The organism is Zooshikella ganghwensis, assembly GCF_018263875.1.
In the GTDB taxonomy this organism is placed as follows: domain Bacteria; phylum Pseudomonadota; class Gammaproteobacteria; order Pseudomonadales; family Zooshikellaceae; genus Zooshikella; species Zooshikella ganghwensis.
On record NZ_JAEVHG010000016.1, the window covers coordinates 45,523 to 63,893 of the forward strand.

Consider the following 18,371-nt stretch of genomic DNA (forward strand, 5'->3'; position numbering starts at 1 on the left):
TCACTATGAATGTCATGCAAAAATTACTTACCGCTTTACGAAGCAGTGCCCGTGAACTTGGTGATGCTATTATTGATGCTAACAGTACACGTATATTTGAGCAGGAAATTACTGAAGCTGAACAACACTTACAAGAAGCTAAAGTAGAACTGACTACACTACTTGCCAAGCAACTCCAGTCAGAAGATGAGCTGCAAAAAGTCCAACTTGATATAAAAAAGCATGAAAACTACGTAAAAGAAGCCTTAAATAACCAAAACGAGTCACTGGCCCTGGAAATCGCAGAAAAAATTGCAGCGCTCGAAAGTGAACATAACCAAGTAAAACAAACTGTCGTAGACTATCAAAGTAATACCAATCAATTAAAAGTACTGATTCAAAAAACAGAACGACAATTGCGGGACTATCAGCGCCAACTGGCTATGGTTAAAACCACAGAAAAAGTACAACAAACTACATCAACTATTTCCGCTAACTTCTCTGCAGGCAATTCAAAATTAATCACCGCAAAAGAAACTCTTGACCGCATCGCCAAGCAGCAAGAGGAAGAAAAATACAAGCAACAAGCTGCAGATCAACTTGCCAATGAGTCAGAAGATAAACAGTTGGAGAAAAAGTTAACTGAAGCAGGAATCATTAAAAACAACCGAGCAGAAGACATTTTAGAAAAAATAAAACAAAGTCAACAAAATGACTAATTTTTGTTATTTAATTTTACACTAACTTAATAATTGTAACTGGATATGGCTAAGAAAAAAGCTATATTGCCTGAAAAGTGGCAACAGGAAAAAAAAGCACTTAAAGCTGTTCAAGTAGCATTCGACCTGGGTGAGGAAATCCATTTATCTATTCGACGAGAAGCCGTCGATAAACACCTAAACCCCTCGGATCTCATTCGAGAAATTCTTGGACTGCCGGTTAACAAAAAGCCTCAAAGACCACGCTTATCTATCTCATTGTCACCTGACGACTTTATCTTTCTTGCTGAAAAGTTTGAGCTGGCTCCAGATGATAAAGTACAGATTAAACACAAAGCAGCTGAAGCTCTTATTGAACACGCTTTAGCTAAACCACAAACTCGGACAGATGAATAATGGTAGCATTTCTTAACATCATTTCTTCTTTTCCAACTATCGTATACTCTGTACTGTTAGCATTTATTCTAGCTTACTGGCTACTGTCATTAATTGGCTTACTTGACATAGATATTCTGGATTTAGATCTTGATATTGATGGTGATATTGAGTTTACCGGATTAACGGGATCTATCAGTGGCCTTTTGATTTCTTGTGGACTCACAGGTGTGCCCCTGACGATTGTCATAAGCCTACTCGTTTTACTAAGCTGGATTCTCACTTACTTTACAGATTTCTTTCTATTACAGCTACTTGAACCTGGCTGGATTCACAACGTTCTCGGACTTGCTTGTATTGTTATTAGCTTCCTTATATCTGTGCCAATTACAGCACGTATCATTCAACCATTAAGACCCTTATTTCAAACCCATGACAGTCGTTTGGGTTCCATTGTAGGCACTACTTGTATTGTGACAAGTAGCAAAGTTGATGAACACTTTGGTCGAGCAGAAGTAACAAAAGACAGTGACTCAATTATCATTCATATTCGATCAAGCGAACCTAACACCATCCACAAAGGTGACAAAGTTCTTATTATTGACTGCGATCCAGATAAAAATATTTATAAAGTTGCCAGCATTGATTAAAGGTTCGATCTAATCTATAACCCATTACACCAGAACGTTATGCTCAACTTTCCCAGCAGCTCACACAAGTAGAGAACGGAGAAGACCAAGTTGGACAGTAACTCATTTGCCAAAAAAAGTACTTAAGTACAGATCATAAATATTAATTATTGTGTAAAAACCACATTAGAACTGCATAGTGATTAAAAGTTCGCTCTTTTAAAAAAGTGTAATAATTAGAGTTATACGATAGCTATAATCAAATTTTTTAGGCTTGATTAAGTCGTAACACTAATAATGGCTAGCATACAATTAACTTTGCTAATTAATTACGACAAGATGCCTTAACTATTTCAAGCAATGATTTTTACTAAAATTATAATAATGTCAGGGCTTTACTGAAAGTATTATAAATAAACGTGACGAGTAAACCATAAAAAAGAGTTGTGACAAGTATAATCTCAACACTTAAACGAGTATTTACCCCAAGGAGTATTTTATGCACGGTGAAGGCGACTTATTGACAAGTTTGATGCCTTTTATTGTAAGTATAGGCATTACACTGTTTATAATTTTTGTGTTTGCCCTTTTAATCAATAAATTTTATGTAAAAGTCGATCAAGGAAAAGCCCTTATCGTTAACACTCTTAAAAAAGACCCAATTGTAAGTTTTACAGGAAAATTAGTGCTTCCAGTTATCCATAAGAAAGAAATTATGGATATCTCTCAAAAAAAGATTGAGATTAACCGAAAAGGTAAAGAAGGTCTTATTTGTAAAGATAACATTCGTGCAGATATTGATGTTGCCTTTTTCGTGCGTATAAATAAGACAGCTGAAGCTGTTCTCCAAGTAGCATCTCGCATTGGTTGCGAACGCGCATCCACACCTCAAACACTTGAGGAGTTATTTAATGCAAAGTTTTCCGAAGCCTTAAAAACTGTTGGTAAGCAACTGGATTTTGAAGACCTTTATCGAGAACGGGCACTGTTTCGTGAAAAAATACTTGAACAAATTGGCACAAGCTCTAATGATCTTGATGGTTATGAACTAACAGATGTAGCCATTGACTATCTGGAACAAACTCCGATTAGCTTGCTTGATAAAGAAAATATTCTTGATGCACAAGGTATTCGTAAAATAACAGAGCTGACTGCCGCTCAAAATGTTAATACCAATAATTTAAAGCGGGAAGAAGAGCTTCAAATCAAAAAGAAAAATGTCGAATCACGAGAGATGATTCTGGAGCTTGAGCGCCAGGAAGCTGATGCTGAGGCCCGCCAACAGCGTGAAATTGCCAACATACAAGCACGAGAAACAGCTGAGTCTGATCGTGTTGCAACAGAAGAAAATCTCAAAGCAGAGCAAGCCAGAATTCAAGCAGATCAGGAAATTGAGGTGCTTCAACAAAATAAACAGCGCGAAATTGAAGTTGCTGAAAAAAATCGCGAACGGGCTGTAGCCATCGAAACAGAAAAAGTTGAGCGTGTTCGTCAGCTAGAAACCATTTCCAGAGAAAAAGAAGTTGAATTACAACGTATTGCTAAAGAGAAAGCATTAGAAGAAGAACGCAAAGCAATCGCTGATGTCACGCGCGAGCGGGTTGCTGTTGATCGAACAGTGGCAGAAGAAGAAGAAAATATCAAAAGGGTACGCGTACTGTCTGAAGCGGAACGAGCCAAAGATGTACGTGTTATGGAAGCGGAAGCAGAAGCGCAAGAATCACTGGTAAAAGAGCTTAAAGCCGCAGAAGCTGCTGAGCAAAAAGCTGTATTTGCAGCCAAAGAAATGTTGACTATTGCTCAAGCCGAGCTTGAAACGTCTGAAAAAGAAGCAGCTGCCAAGATTCGCATTGCTGAAGGTGTTAAAGCCGAACAAGCTGCACCAGGATTAGCAAAAGCTGAGATTGATGAAGCTCAAGCTATCAGTTATGAAAAACAAGGCTTAGCACAAGCGAAAGTCTTGCAGGAAAAAATGCGCGCAGAAGCCTTGGGTATTGAGCAAAAAGGCTTGGCAGAAGCCAAAGCATCTGCAGAAAAAATGCAAGCTGAGGCGCAAGGAAAAGAACAGCTGGGTATGGCTGAAGTCCGGGTTAAAGAAGCTGACGCTCTTAGTCAAGAGAAACAGGCCTTGGTGGATATTAAGGTCAAAATTGCTGAAGCAGAAGCGATTGAAAAACAAGGACTTGCAGAAGCTGAAGCTATCAAAGAACGATTTAAAGCTGAAGCTGATGGCTTACGTGAGAAATTTGCAGCTATGGGTGAAATCAGTGATGTGGCCAGAGAACATGAAGAGTTCCGCATGAAGCTGGATACCTCACATGCTGAAAATATGTCATCTATTGCCACCAATAAAGAAATTGCACATGAGCAAGCAAAAGTACTGGCAGAAGCTTTAAAACAAGCCAACATCGATATTGTCAGTGGTGATGGACAATACTTTGATCGATTTGCCAGTGCCCTGTCGGTTGGAAAAGCTATTGATGGCGCTGTTGATAAGTCAGTTACTTTACAATCTATTGCCACCATGCTTAGTCAATTTATGGGTAAATCTAATGGGGACGCATCCGTGAATACCATAGATCAAGTCTCAGCCAAAGATGAAAAAGCTTGATAACTACAAAAGCTAACAATGCTTTACTCAATGCTGGCGGCATTTTGGCCAGCATTGATGTCTTCGTCTACGACAAGTTTTGGAAAGCAATATTTCAAAGTGAAGCTGAATAAACAGTCAAATTGCACATCACTACGAAGACAGTAGTTAATGAGTTCAACCACCCCAAAATTAACAGAATGCCAAACTCAGCTAGCGATCATTACCCGACACATCACTTTTATATGTAAACAATAGTCATTTTATCTTCAACAAACTGGGTATAGACATTGATGATTTCTTTAGCTGTTTTAGTAAGAGGTTGTAGCCGTGACTAATAATACAGAACAAGTACTGGAACAAGCTGTCCATCAAGAAGGTGCCTACGAAGTTTTAAAAACACGGCTCCATCAGCAGGCATCAGCCCTTAATGAAAGAATTTCCCAGTTAAATGAACAACGTATTGCAGCCTTTGGCAAAACAGAAATCTCTATCATAAACCGTGTTCGAACAAGAACAGAGAATAACTGTGTTGCACGCGATATTGTCAGAATAGGCAACCAGTTACTTTTTGGTTTTAATGTTTTTATGGGGCTAAAAAAAGAACATGCTATTAGTGATGTTTTTGCACTTTACCAACTCTCTGAGGATAGCCCCAATGAGTTACAAATTACTCCAATTGAATTAAAAACAAGTTTTCTTTACGACCAAAAGTTTTTAGACGACTTTAAAGAACTCTACACATATTATAAACATGCTAAGCTGATTCAGCTCCGTGCCACCAACAATATGCTACTTGCTGCATTCCAGATCGGCCAAAAAGTAGGCGATATTCGTGTCTTTCGCTGGTCTTTGGATAGTACTAATCCTAGCTATATTGATAATCGTGGTGAACGTGATATTACCCTGCCTGCTACTCATGATTTTGAGTGGACGCCTACAACTCGAGATAATCATGTACTCGGTGAGCATTCACATATCAATATACTTGACAAGGTGTTTATTGAAACGATTAATGGTGACCTTACCGTTAAAGTTGAAAATAACACCGCTGATGGACAAGGTATATATAGTGAGCCTGTAGATGATTTGCACCAATCACTGGATGATGCAGAAATCTACTATGCAGATTTGTTTAATCTAATTTTACTCAAAGTAAAACCTTATCGTGAAGAATCGTATCGGTATTTAGTATTTAATACCCTTCTGAATACTGTCACACGAATAGATGAGTTAGGCAACTCATGCCAACAGTTACCAGAAAATCACGGAATAATTTATCCTGGGGGATATTATCTTACTACAGGTGAGCACAAAACATTTTCAACAATTAACACAGAAAATCTTGTTTATAAACGTACAATTAAATCACCTAATGGTGAAGATATACTTTATGTATATTATGAACCTGTTGCAGGACGCTTAGTGTTATGTGCTTACAACCTTATTACCAAGACGTTAACTAACCCGATTGAAGGGCATGGTTACGCTTTATATCCTGATGGGAAAATGATTATTTTCTCAGATAGTGGTGAAGAACCAACACATATTCACCCTATGCAAATCTGGCAAACGCCATTTGTCAGTGATGACTTTGCCAGTGCTCAAGAAACAGCTACAGGCTTATTTGCAACGTTAGGTAACGCTGAGCTTGTGCGAGCAATTTCTGACTTATACAGTATTAGTAAAGCTATTCTACAATTACAGCCAAGTACGCAAGTTTATACATCCCTCATAAACCAATGCAATACATTATTTGATAATTATTATTGGTTAGATCAAAGTGAGGTGGGCGATCTGGCCCCATCTGTCAAAGAAATTGTCAAAAATGCAGAGTTAGTACTTGATGAGTTCAAAAAAGTACAACACTTACAGCATCGAGCAGAAGATGCATTAAACAAAGCAGAACAGCAACAAAAAACATTGTTAAGTGGACTAACCCCTGAGCGCTGGGATAGCCCTGAACAGTTTGTAACTGCTTTAAACGACTTTAAAAAACAAAAAGGTCATCTTCTTACTCTGCAAGATACACGTTATATCAACGAAGAACGCTTAGCAGAACTCAACAAAAAAACAGATGAAATAATTGACAAAATAAGTCAGCAAACAATTGCTTTCATTAGTAAAGATGAAGCCCTAATCCCTTACCAACAAAAACTCAAAACATTTGAAGAGTCAATTACAACAGCAGAAGATTCAAAGTCACTCAAGGCTATTCAGAATGAAATTGAACAAACAGCAGAAGGTCTTGATTTACTTACCAATATTCTATCTACACTCGAAGTTGAAGAGGCTCCAGAAAGGACAATTATTCTGGAGAAAGTGGCAGAAATTTATGCTCAGGTAAACCAGGTAAAAGCTAAATCTCGGAACAAACTAAAAGCTATTAAAGCAACAGAGTCTGTGGCCGAATTTGGCGCTCAGTTTAAACTATTTTCTCTTAGTATTACTAATGCAGTCAGCGTCAGTGATACGCCTGAACGCTGCGATGAAGAGCTTACGAAGCTAACAATCCAGCTTGAAGAAATTGAAAGCCAGTTTGCAGAAAACGAACAGTATCTTGGTGAAATTCTCAATAAGCGTGAAGAGTTATACGACACATTCCAGAATCTTAAACAAACACTGCTTGATGAGCGACAACGCCGAGCCCAACATCTATATGATTCAGCAGTACGCGTATTAAAAAGCATCGAACGACGCAGCCAAAGTTTTACTACCGTGGAAGACCTTAATACCTATTTTGCGTCTGATGCCATGGTGCTGAAAATTAAATCGTTTTCAGACCAGCTTATCAACTTAACAGAAAGTGTTAAAGCTGATGACCTTCACTCCCAACTAAAAGGCATAAAAGATCAAGCAGTCAAGTCATTACGAGATAAATCAGAAATATACTCTGATCAAGGTAAAACATTAAAGCTCGGAAAACATTTATTTAATGTCAATACACAACAGCTTGATACTGGTTTAATACATAAAAATAGTCAACTTTATCTACACTTAAATGGTACAAATTTTTACCAGCCTATTGATCATGAAGCACTTGAAAGCTTAAAAGACTATTGGAATCAAACCATTTCGTCTGAAAATCAATTTGTTTATCGAGCTGAATATTTAGCTTATCAGATTATCCAGTCAGCTGAAAATTTTGAACAAGGCTGGTCAGTAGCAAAGCTACAAGAACTAAAATATGATAATGAGCAACTAATAAAAGCTATTCGTGAATATATGACACCTCGTTATCAAGAAGGTTATCAAAAAGGTATTCATGATCATGATTGTGCTAAAATACTAACGGTATATTTAACCGCTTTAGAAACACAAGGATTATTAAAATATGCAGGGCTATCAAGATGTTGCGCTGCATACTTTTGGTTATCGATTCAAAGCAACTCTTCACATGTTAATATGCTATCAGGTAAAGCTCAAGGTGCCCTGATACTGGCTAATAAGATGGGAGAAAGTAAAGCGCTAAATGCGCTGGTTGATGAGCTGGAGGAAAATTTAAAGGCATTCTATCAAGACAAATCACCTAATGCATCTATCGATTTAACAAGTACAGCTAAATACCTCGTTGACGTGTTAGCCGTATCCTCTACTCAGTTTATGATTAGTGTCCAAGGACAACAACTAGCAGAGCAGCTTGATAAGACCCTTCATGACTTGAATTATTATGCTGCTTTTGAAAAAACACTAATTGAATTAAGTGATAATTTTCAAGCTCAATGGGAATTGCTTTATCATTGGTTAAGTGCATTAACAAAAGATATGCCTGAGAGTATACGTGACACTGTTATTGCTGATGCAGTGACAGTCATCTTAACCAATAAAAAGCTGTCTCTCAAAACCCTATCACTCCCCGAAAGTAATAGTATTTCAGGTATGCTAGGAGATCATCCACGAATTCAACAGGGAGAGCTACCCTTTTCTTTAGCTGAGTTCAATAACCGTCTACAGTATTTTACCCAAACAGACACTGCTAACTTTGAAAAGCTTGTCAGCATAAAGCATAAGCTCCTTGAGCAAGAGCGTAAACGATTACGCCTTGATGATTTCACCCCCAAGCCACTCACCTCCTTCGTCCGAAACAAACTGATCAATGATGTCTATTTTAAAATCATTGGTGATAATTTAGCTAAACAAATGGGAGCAGCAGGTGACCAGAAGCGCTCTGACTTAATGGGTCTATTACTGCTTATTTCACCTCCTGGTTATGGAAAAACAACATTAATGGAGTATATCGCCAACCGCTTGGGACTCATCTTTGTTAAAGTGAACTGTCCCTCGTTAGGTCATCAAGTCATTTCACTTGACCCTGAAGAAGCCCCGAATGCAACTGCAAAGCAAGAGCTTATAAAATTAAACTTGAGTTTTGAAATGGGCAATAATGTCATGTTGTATTTAGATGATATACAGCATACACACCCTGAATTTTTACAAAAATTTATTTCTCTGTGTGATGGTACGCGACGGGTAGAAGGTGTTTGGGATGGTGAAACCAAAACCTATGATTTAAGAGGCAAAAAATTCTGCATCGCAATGGCTGGAAACCCTTATACAGAATCAGGTGAGGTCTTTAAAATTCCTGATATGCTCGCAAACCGTGCCGACATTTATAATCTAGGGGATATACTCAGCGGTTCTGAAGAAACGTTTGAATTAAGCTACATTGAAAACAGTTTAACCTCTAACGCTGTATTGGCACCATTAGCCACTCGTAGTTTATCTGACGTATATCATCTTATTGATATGGCTAAAGGTAAACAATCAGCAAATGGACAGTTAGAGTACGACTATTCAGGTGCTGAACTTGAAGAAATACTAAGTGTTTTACGAAAGCTTCTCCATATTCAAAAATTTGTCCTTAAAGTTAATCAAGCTTACATAAAATCTGCTGCTACAGCAGATGCTTACAGAACAGAGCCTCCTTTTAAACTACAAGGAAGTTACCGAAATATGAACAAAATGGCTGAAAAAGTAGTTGCCATTATGAATGATGAGGAGTTAAACAACCTGATACTTGACCACTATGTAGGAGAAGCTCAAACATTAACTTTTGGTGCAGAGGAAAACCTACTTAAGCTTAAAGAAATAATGCAGTTTTTGAATGACGACGAGACTACTCGCTGGCAAAAAATCAAAGATGAGTTCACTAAACGAATTGCCCTTGGCGGCGATGAACAAGATACACTGACTAAAATTGCTTTTCAAATTGCTAGCTTAAACCAAGGTTTAACCGGTATCGAAAAAAGCTTAAGCCAGTCAACATCGGCACAAGCCTGGTCAGAGCACCTTACTGGTTTTCAGCAAACAGTACACCAGACTCTGGGACAACAACAGAAACAGTCTCTCGCAGCAAGTAAAATGCTTCAGCATCAACTGGGTAATATCAGTAAAGCAATGACAATGATCGGTGAAAGTCTGGTAGAAAGTAGTCATGGCCTACAACATATTACTGCGTTAAGTGATGCCTGCCAACAAATCCAGAAAAACCTTGAAACCATCGATTTTTCTATCAATGTTGTTAACCAGCCAAGCCCTGTGCTGGAGCAATCACTAAGTGCCCTCGCAAACACAGTAGAGTCTTCACTCATGCCTGTCGTTACAACCATGAATCATAAAATTGGACTTGATCAAAATATATTGCGCAAAGTTAACGAGTTATCAGCTCAATTTAAAGCCATTTTGGATCGTCAATAAAATATTATTCACTATGCTTAATTCAAAGGTTACTAATATTTCCTGCTGGAAAAGTGTAATAGGTCTTTTAGGTTTTATGTGGCTAATTCATTTAGTCAACCTTCTACTAGGTTACCAGCTCAATCAGTTTGGGCTAGTTCCTCGTAGCATAAGCCACTTTACTGCAATATTTTATTGGAGTTTTTTACATGGTAGTTTTGACCACTTACTCACCAATAGCATTCCTTTCACCATTTTAGGATTGTTAGTGGCTGTACGTGGAAGCAATTACTTCTTTTTAACCACACTATTTATTAGTATTGCATCCGGTATCGTTGTCTGGCTGTTTGGTCGCGCAGCCATTCATATAGGAGCAAGTGTACTGATTTATGGTTACTTTGGTTTTCTTGTCAGCCGAGCCTGGTTTGATCGAAGTCCCATTTCACTTATCATCGCACTTATTGTCGTCATCACCTATAGCGGTTTAATCTTCGGACTTTTTCCCAATACACAACAGGTTTCTTGGGAAGGCCACTTAGCAGGACTGTTAAGTGGTGGACTCATGGCCTGGCTATTATATAAGCAAACACCTACCAAGAAAAAATTACAGGAATAAATTTTATGAATACAACAACACACGACTATATCAAGTTGGCAACCTACGCGGTAAATATTTTTGCAAGTGATGGCAAGTTAAATGCCAACGAATTTGATCAGCTAATGACTATCGCCCTCCGTGACGGAGTTGTTGATGATGACGAGAAAAGAGTATTAACTAATATTCTTAACAAAGTAAGGATAGAAGAAATATCGGATGAGTTGCAGGCCAAGATAGCTCAAGTACGTGATAAGTATAGCTTTTAATAATAAGTGACTCTCTACCCTTCACGAATCATTTTTAGGGTTTGTTGTCAGCGCTCTTCACCCCAGTCACTTATTAATATAACCTCCGGGGGCTTCATCACTTGACGGCCGCCCCTAAAAACCCTTCATTTTGGGTATAATAAAAGCTTTTTTAAGAAAGCACAAATAATATACTTTTAAGGGGCCTTCAAATAAAGAAGCCCCTAGATTTAATGTGATATTCACAAATACGAATTGACTTAATACTGTTCAATATCTCGCAAAATACCCAAGATATGTGTTTTCAGATCCAACAGCGTTTCTGCTTCTAAAATGTAAAGCCCCATCAATCTTGCACGCTCTTTATTATGTCTATTAAAGCTTCCAAATGAGGCTATAATACCACAGGTATTTTTACCCCCAAGCCTATGCAATAAAGCTTCCATTTTATAAATAGTATTAATTCCACTCTTCCTTTGCGCTAAAAAGTTCCTAGCTTTACACTCTATAATAAACAACCGGTTATTTGCTAAAAAAACGACATCCAGTTCATTTCTAACAGTACTATTACCATAATCCCAAACGACTTCAACGCCTCTGGCAACATTTTGTATATAGTCACTTTCTGCTGCTATTTTATCTAACTCAGAAAAAACATATTCTTCCAACCAAAACCCATTACAAAATGCTCTAGCCTCTTCACTTGAAAATATTAAGCGTTTTTTTTCCAACCTAACCATCTGATAGTATTCCAAAGACCCCACTAACTCTTGAAGTTGAGCATTATAATACTCTTGACTGGATAAGCGGCGAGAACAGAGCTTTAGATTATTTGCCGTTGATGCTAAGTGATTAAGTAATGCTAATCCCTTAGTCAAATACCTAGCGCGTTTAACCCATCGCTTTCCTATTCGTTGCGCGTCATAAGAAACCTTCGTCATTTGCATATTTGTAACTGCAACGCCCTGCAATTGGAAATACCGCTCAATTGTCAGATGATCTTCTAAGTTTATTTTCCCTATCTCGTTGGGATTATTCAACCACACAACAGCATCACAAGTTTGATTTACCTGAAAGATGCCCAAATTGTTCTGTTTGAAGACTTCATAAGCTGCGATAGCTAAAACTTTATTACCACCTGATATATTCAATACATAATCAATAGTATCTCTATCCTGAAGCAAAGCGTTTATAGCCATTAAATGCCCACTAAAGTTCCACTCATCACTAATAAAAACGATTTTAGTAGTGATGCCACTCGCCTCAATTAATGTCGATGTATAGCTCACAGCTTGATCTAAGGCTGCAGTAGCAACAAATATAACCTCATTTGGCCGCATTCTGGAGTCGAGGATAGGAGTTACATTAGCGCTTATGGATTCGCTAAATAAAATTACTTGTACTTTTTTCTCAGCCATCACAGTAACCACCAGATATGCCTTTTAATAGAAAGCCTTATCATTCCACTGCCAGCTTTAAAACACCAGATCCACTGTAATATTTTGCAAATTATAACTAATAAAGTGGTTATATCACTTAAAGCCTTACACTCAATCATCCTTTCTCAAATCATTATTATATACACTATCCATAGTGCTTACCTTGACTGCCTATATACCAATTCTATGATAACGCTGCAGGTTTTCAACACGCTATCAACTAGAGTCACTGATACATATCTGTACAATTTTATTCAAAACGATAAAAGTAAAGAAATAAAAAAACCACCTTCCGGTGGTTTTTTTATTTCTCAACATATACTTAGTGGCAACCAAGCTTATGTAATTCTACCGCATGTTCAAGCCACTCAAGTAACTGAGAAAGAGAATACTTCTGGCTTTGCATCCGCTCAGTGCACTCCTCAACGATGTGATCAGGTGCATCAGTTAATAGTTTAATTATCTGCCTTGCCTGATCTCTCATATCTTTAGGGAGACAGGTAAAAACGGAAAGAAAGTGCCTTTCATCAGGCATAAGCGTTCCAGGGGATTCTTCAACCCCAAGTAGATAATCCATAGGAACTAACAGCACATGGGTTAATTTGCGAAGTATATCACTATAACGACTGACTGACTCACTAGCAGGTATCCCTTGCACAAGTAACTGCTCAATAACAGAGACATCTACACCTGAACGCGTTGAAAGCTCATCCACATCAATTTCTATATCAATCATTGCTTGCCGCAAACGAGTTGAGAGTTGCTGACTTAACCCTATGTCAGCCATAATAAAAGGAATTTCCATATATGTTCTTCCGCTATCTTAAATTCATTTTAGCAAGCCTACGACAACCACTACATTACTGCCGTGCACTACATCACAGTGTTAAGCAAGAAGACTTAATATTCTTTTCTATTATTTTCTTATAGCGATTTAGAATAACTTAGGATAAATAAGTTTTACTCTGAACTTATTAGTCTTGTCAGACACTTACGACTTATGTCGTAATAATTTAGCAATTAACTAACTTAAGATAACTATACTCGGTTTACACGCTATGTGCAAAAATATTCTAATAGAGAAATATTTTACTCATAACAAAGATATAATTAATTCCCTATATAAAAATGACTTACTAAAAAAGCTCAAAACTAATCCACAAAAAGCGAAAACCCACTGACTTATCAGCTCTAAATACTCCTAACGCAGCTTATATTAGCCTAAAAAGCGCCTACTGTGCTCAATTTATTATTCCAGCTAAACGCATTTACTGGGCTATGACTGTTCTTCAATAGTGTTTTCCAGCAACAATGATTTTCTAAAGCCTGTTCCATAGAAAACTCTTTTAGGCAAAACTGTCGACCATAAAGAAAACTCAAAGCAAACTCGCGCCAACTGACAAAACAAGAAAAAGCTAAATCAGCAGCCTCGAATATATTTTCCCATGTCTCATCCTCACTAATATAACCAGCCAAAGCCCCACGCCTAAAAAGATGAATACATGTTGCTATATCCCACGCTTTTATTCCCATATGGGTTAGTAAAGGAAGAGTACGTTTTACGAATTGGAGTGTTTGGTATTCTTCTTGCTCTTGCTTATAACTATCAATATACAATAATTGTCTCTTGCTATCGATGGTCTTTAAAAATCTTGCTCTTGCACCAAAGGCTGCACTATATCCTCCTTGGTCAATTAACCAGTTTCTTAACTCAATAAGCGAGTTACCACAGGTGACTTTCCAATCTCTTTGCAGCTGAGTTTGCCAACGCAATTTGCACTCTTCACTACTATCACAGCCAAAAAATATTTGGCTAGACTCATCTAGAAAGAAATCATGAAAACATGTAAGTCCAATTGCTTTTAGCTGCTTGCTTGTCAGATGAGGGTTATCTAACTTCATTATTCAGTCCTTAACCCTTGAGGAGAAATATTTGAATTAGTTAACTCATCTTCAGGACTTATAACAAAATCAGTCCAATCAATGGTATCCAAAAGAGAATATATACTTATATGAGATCCTTTAACATTGCTTTCTTCAACGTCTGATGCACACTGGAAGTTCATTGATTCAGATGCAAGTACAACCCAATGATTCAGTAGTAAAAGCCACTGCTCATATTCTTCACTCTGCACATTAAGCAACCTTTTTGCTTTCAGCCAATGGTGCATCGCCGCAACAAAATTTCGCCTATTAAACTCAGCCAACCCTAATAATATGCAGCAAATTTCAGAATGATCTTCTCTTACGGTGATTGTTTCAATCGCTTTAGTTGGACTAGATCTCCAAAGATAAAGTAAACCAGAAAAAAAAGTGTGGATACTAACTGCTAACTCAGGAGGCAATCCGCAATTTGCCTTCATTTCTTTTAATAAGTCAAAAGCTATCGCGTATTTTTTTTGCAAAAACAAAGTAATCAGTTTATGCCAAAGCCACCACCTACTTGTTGATGATTGCTTGTTGATAACTTCAGATAAATCAATGAATTGCTCATAATATCCATGGATTATGCACCAATAACCACAACGTCGAATCAGCTTTTGACATGAAAAAAGCTCCCATGCCTGTAAAGCATAACCTATAGCATTATTTGTGCGACCCAAGCCAAAGTTTATTTCAGTTAATAACCATAATACTCGTATCGAAAATCTCACACGATATAAGTCATGTTCATTTATATAACTTTCTGCCTGCGAAAAATCTTTTAAACCTAGTAAGCAAGCAGCAATCTCAACTTTTGCATCTAAACTTTCATTATCAAGCTGGGTACATTTACGGAAACTTGTTAATGCTTGTGAGTAGTCTCCTACTAAATAATAGCAGCGACCTAACTGAAACCAATCTTCAGTCGCTAACTCCAATTGCGTCAAGACAGCTTGATAATCCTTAATCGCATCATTGTAACTCGCTAATTTATAATGACAGCGAGCACGTAGCACCCTATAAGTGGGCTTATCATCATCAATATCTTCATTGATCAATTTCATTGCGAGCGAGTAATAACCGAGCTCTAAATAACAGACCAACAGCTCATACCTAACCTCTGGGCATAATTCATCACCTTGCTGCAAGTATGTTATGTAATGCTTGGCATCACTATATTGGTTTAAATTTATATAAGCTTTAGTCTTGAGTAAGCTACTCCATGTAGCAAGCCGATAATCGAGAATTGTTGGCAGTTGACTAATAATATTCAACGCATCACTTGCGTCACCTAAGGCTAATGATACCTTAGCCTTAAGTAAAGCCGTCACAACATCAAATACATGATGTCCATTTCTTTGATATTCATTTTCAGCTATCAATATTAGCAACCCTTCATCAAGAGGTGCTTCTATTAACCTTACTAACGCACTGTCAACATCAACAGATGTTGGAATTTGATTTGAATTTAGAATTGAGACATAAAGCCCTTGAAGTGCATCATTATTCAAAGGGTCAGCATTAACAATCAAAATATATAAATTAAGAGATTGGCTCCAGTTTTGTTGTTTTACTTCTATGGCTGCTACTCTTAATAAAAAATCAAGATTATTATCTAATTGATAACCTGCATAAAAGCAGTCTTTAGCTCGCTCAAGTAAATTAGCCAGCTCAAATGCACATCCCAGCAACCTTAAGAGCACTGGATCTGTATCATACAATGCATAAGCTGACATCAAGTGCTCGATAGCAGCACTGATATCATTGCAAATTAAAGCATGACGACCCTCAAGCCTACGTTGTAAATACTCATCAGCATTTACGGACGCTAACCCTTCAAGGCCATCATAATTTAAAAAACCCGGGCCATCCTTAAAACTACCAAAGAAACGGTCCACCAGACTCTCAGGATATTGCCGATAAAACATCCATTGATTTGCAATCCACTCAAAGTGGCAACTTAGCCGCTTTAAAATTTTAGGAGGAACAAAAGGGTGATGTAAAAAAAACTGTAATAGTATTACAGAAAGCTCATCTTTTGCTTCTTTGTTCAGTGGTTTAATACTCGTTAGCCATTGATCCCATACCGTACACTGTATACGTTGAGCAAAATCTGAATAAATCATTTCAGCTACATACAGTGCCTGCTCAACGTCGGTCAGACCAACTTTATGCTTATAAACAGGAAAACCATCTACATCAAGTTTATTATGCTTAGCTCTTAACAGGGCCTGCTCATAAGCTTCCCTTAAGTTCTGAAATGTTGAAATATCGTCTAAATTACCAAATGCTTTCAACTGTTTGGCATAAGCTTTTTTAATTGACCTCACATCAGTCGTAGGCTTAATCCTTAATTGTTCCCAACAATCCATAGTCATCACTTTTGGTTAATTTTAAACTACATCTCAGCTTCCAAGTGGTCTAACAAAGCACTCACCTCATGATAAGCCTCAGCAATATAATGCTGATCCTGCCGAGCCAAAGCGTTTTCAAAATCAAAAATAAGCTGACCTATTAATGTTCTCTTTTCACCTAAAGCCTGTTCAAAAAGACGCTCACCTCTCGCCAGTAAAAAGCGATTTGGTAGGTGCTCGCGTGGGTGAATTTTCAAGCGGCTCAGGGCATGAAAACGTTTTGTAATTTCTTCAGGAGATAACTGCCCAGGATTTTTTTCAATAATTGTACGAAAAGTGTTAGTCGTAGATACCACTGTAATCTCGACTTCAAGCAGTCCATTGACATCATAAGTAAAGCGAACATCAACCGCTTCTTGACCTGCTTGAGCTATCGGAATATCAACGGAGATATCCCCCAGTTTGATATTATTTTTAACCCGACGATTCTCGCCTTGATAAATCTGAATAGATACTTTCGATTGATGATCAGCTGTCGTATAAAAACGTTCCACACGTGAAATTGGCACTACACAGTTTCTTTCTAAAATCGGCTGATAAAGACCTGTTTCAGTATATTTTCCACGTGATGCAGCTACCTCCACGCCAAGAGAATAAGGGCAAACATCTGTCATTACCACTTCTTCAAAGGCTTTATCCTGCATAAGCAAGCCACCTTGTATTGCCGCCCCAATAGCAACAACCTGATCGGGGTCTATACCTGTGACAGGAAATCGTGAAAATAGCTTTGTAGCCATTGTTTTGACCATTGGCATGCGTGTAGCACCACCCACTAAGATCAATTGATCGATATCGGATGGCTGTAATTCAGAGTCTGTCAGCACTCGCTCTATAGGTTTACGTAAACGATCAAGTAGATTTGCAGCCACTTGCTCAAACTCTGATCGTTCAATCTCAGTGTCGATCGATGTTGATGCCAAGGCTACTTTAAGTGAAGCCTGCTGTTTTATGCTTAAATCATGCAAAACTCGTTTTACTGTTTGCCGAAGGGTTGTCCGTTCTGTTTGAGTTAATGACTCCAAAATAACGGCCTGTTTTGCACAACAATAACGTACCAGCTGCTCTAAGAAGTCTTCTCCTCCTAAGTGATTATCACCAGCACTGGCATTAACCTCTATCACTCCATCAAACAATTCAAGAAGCGAAACGTCAAAAGTCCCCCCACCTAAGTCAAGTACAATGGCTCGTTGCTCACTTTTCTCCTGAACACCATAAGCAAGCGCTGCAGCGGTTGGCTCATTGACTAAGCGTCTTACCTTTAACCCAGCCATTTCTCCTGCCAGACGTGTCATTCTGCGTTGATGCTCACTGAAATATGCTGGCACACTTATAACGGCTTCTGAAATAGAGTGTCCCGAGTAGTTTTCTGCATCTTCTTTCAATGCACGTAACACAAATGAAGCAAGCTCATGAGGTAAGAATTGCTGCGAACCCAGACAAATCTCACGCTGGCTTCCCATATAACGCTTGAACAATTCAAAGGTATGCTGAGGGTGGGTAAATAATCGTTCTTGTGCTACATGACCAACAACTAAATCGCCATTATCATCAATGCCTACCACAGAGGGGGTAAGCTTTTCTCCTAACGCATTGGGAATAACAACTGTCTTACCATTTTGCCAAACGGCAATAAGCGAATGTGTAGTGCCAAGATCAATGCCTACAATACTCATGGCAGCTCCATTGCAGATAATTATTGGTTAATTCAAGTTCAGTAAAACAAGGTATAGCCAATACGAAGGGTCTTTAGTGGGGCTAGTTTGATCTGTTAAGACTATCGATAG

The 18,371-nt window shown here is 38.0% G+C and carries 12 protein-coding genes; 7 read left to right on the forward strand and 5 right to left on the reverse strand.

Going from position 1 to position 18,371, the window contains the following annotated elements; genetic code table 11:
* The first annotated feature begins 5 nt into the window (after positions 1-5).
* The 7 genes from KHS79_RS19235 (at position 6) to KHS79_RS19265 (ending at position 10,832) form a co-directional block, all read left to right on the forward strand.
* Positions 6-698: a PspA/IM30 family protein gene (locus tag KHS79_RS19235; RefSeq protein ID WP_094788666.1), complete on the forward strand. Its 693-nt coding sequence runs from the start codon at positions 6-8 to the stop codon at positions 696-698.
* A gap of 45 nt (positions 699-743) precedes the next feature.
* On the forward strand, positions 744-1,094 hold the full coding sequence (locus tag KHS79_RS19240; protein WP_027708356.1) for a hypothetical protein: 351 nt from the start codon (positions 744-746) through the stop codon (positions 1,092-1,094).
* Positions 1,094-1,723, forward strand: coding sequence for a hypothetical protein (locus KHS79_RS19245; protein ID WP_212721094.1), 630 nt, complete (start codon positions 1,094-1,096; stop codon positions 1,721-1,723). Before KHS79_RS19240 ends, KHS79_RS19245 begins: the two co-directional genes overlap by 1 nt.
* A gap of 478 nt (positions 1,724-2,201) precedes the next feature.
* Positions 2,202-4,313, forward strand: a complete 2,112-nt coding sequence (locus KHS79_RS19250; protein ID WP_212721096.1) for a flotillin family protein — start codon at positions 2,202-2,204, stop codon at positions 4,311-4,313.
* 309 nt (positions 4,314-4,622) lie between these two features.
* Positions 4,623-9,989, forward strand: a complete 5,367-nt coding sequence (locus KHS79_RS19255; protein ID WP_212721098.1) for a DNA repair ATPase — start codon at positions 4,623-4,625, stop codon at positions 9,987-9,989.
* 76 nt (positions 9,990-10,065) lie between these two features.
* Positions 10,066-10,584 carry a rhomboid family intramembrane serine protease gene (locus KHS79_RS19260; RefSeq protein WP_212721100.1) on the forward strand — a complete coding sequence of 173 codons (519 nt, stop codon included), beginning with the start codon at positions 10,066-10,068 and terminating at the stop codon, positions 10,582-10,584.
* 5 nt (positions 10,585-10,589) lie between these two features.
* On the forward strand, positions 10,590-10,832 hold the full coding sequence (locus tag KHS79_RS19265) for a hypothetical protein (protein ID WP_038291216.1): 243 nt from the start codon (positions 10,590-10,592) through the stop codon (positions 10,830-10,832).
* A 239-nt stretch (positions 10,833-11,071) separates the two neighbouring features.
* Here KHS79_RS19265 and KHS79_RS19270 read toward each other — a convergent pair whose 3' ends face one another.
* The 5 genes from KHS79_RS19270 to KHS79_RS19290 all read right to left on the reverse strand — a co-directional run bounded on the left by KHS79_RS19270 (position 11,072) and on the right by KHS79_RS19290 (position 18,260).
* Entirely contained in the window at positions 11,072-12,229 is a 1,158-nt protein-coding gene (locus KHS79_RS19270) for a Card1-like endonuclease domain-containing protein (protein WP_212721101.1), read from the reverse strand.
* A gap of 343 nt (positions 12,230-12,572) precedes the next feature.
* Positions 12,573-13,055 carry a hypothetical protein gene (locus KHS79_RS19275; protein WP_212721103.1) on the reverse strand — a complete coding sequence of 161 codons (483 nt, stop codon included), beginning with the start codon at positions 13,053-13,055 and terminating at the stop codon, positions 12,573-12,575.
* A 416-nt stretch (positions 13,056-13,471) separates the two neighbouring features.
* Positions 13,472-14,152 carry a DUF1266 domain-containing protein gene (locus KHS79_RS19280; RefSeq protein WP_212721104.1) on the reverse strand — a complete coding sequence of 227 codons (681 nt, stop codon included), beginning with the start codon at positions 14,150-14,152 and terminating at the stop codon, positions 13,472-13,474.
* A complete protein-coding gene (locus KHS79_RS19285; protein ID WP_212721105.1) occupies positions 14,152-16,545 on the reverse strand; it encodes a tetratricopeptide repeat protein in 2,394 nt (797 codons plus the stop codon). The genes KHS79_RS19280 and KHS79_RS19285 overlap by 1 nt, the downstream gene beginning before the upstream one ends.
* 26 nt (positions 16,546-16,571) lie before the next feature.
* Positions 16,572-18,260 (reverse strand): Hsp70 family protein, encoded by a 1,689-nt coding sequence (locus KHS79_RS19290; protein ID WP_212721106.1) that lies wholly within the window; start codon positions 18,258-18,260, stop codon positions 16,572-16,574.
* Between the last annotated feature and the right edge of the window lie 111 nt (positions 18,261-18,371).

Excerpts from the sequence above, each read along its gene's own strand:
- KHS79_RS19250 (WP_212721096.1), top strand. The coding sequence starts at position 2,202 with ATGCACGGTGAAGGCGACTTATTGACAAGTTTGATGCCTTTTATTGTA.
- KHS79_RS19275 (WP_212721103.1), bottom strand. The coding sequence starts at position 13,055 with ATGGAAATTCCTTTTATTATGGCTGACATAGGGTTAAGTCAGCAACTC.
- KHS79_RS19245 (WP_212721094.1), top strand. The coding sequence starts at position 1,094 with ATGGTAGCATTTCTTAACATCATTTCTTCTTTTCCAACTATCGTATAC.
- KHS79_RS19280 (WP_212721104.1), bottom strand. The coding sequence starts at position 14,152 with ATGAAGTTAGATAACCCTCATCTGACAAGCAAGCAGCTAAAAGCAATT.
- KHS79_RS19285 (WP_212721105.1), bottom strand. The coding sequence starts at position 16,545 with ATGGATTGTTGGGAACAATTAAGGATTAAGCCTACGACTGATGTGAGG.
- KHS79_RS19265 (WP_038291216.1), top strand. The coding sequence starts at position 10,590 with ATGAATACAACAACACACGACTATATCAAGTTGGCAACCTACGCGGTA.
- KHS79_RS19260 (WP_212721100.1), top strand. The coding sequence starts at position 10,066 with ATGTGGCTAATTCATTTAGTCAACCTTCTACTAGGTTACCAGCTCAAT.
- KHS79_RS19240 (WP_027708356.1), top strand. The coding sequence starts at position 744 with ATGGCTAAGAAAAAAGCTATATTGCCTGAAAAGTGGCAACAGGAAAAA.
- KHS79_RS19270 (WP_212721101.1), bottom strand. The coding sequence starts at position 12,229 with ATGGCTGAGAAAAAAGTACAAGTAATTTTATTTAGCGAATCCATAAGC.
- KHS79_RS19290 (WP_212721106.1), bottom strand. The coding sequence starts at position 18,260 with ATGAGTATTGTAGGCATTGATCTTGGCACTACACATTCGCTTATTGCC.
- KHS79_RS19235 (WP_094788666.1), top strand. The coding sequence starts at position 6 with ATGAATGTCATGCAAAAATTACTTACCGCTTTACGAAGCAGTGCCCGT.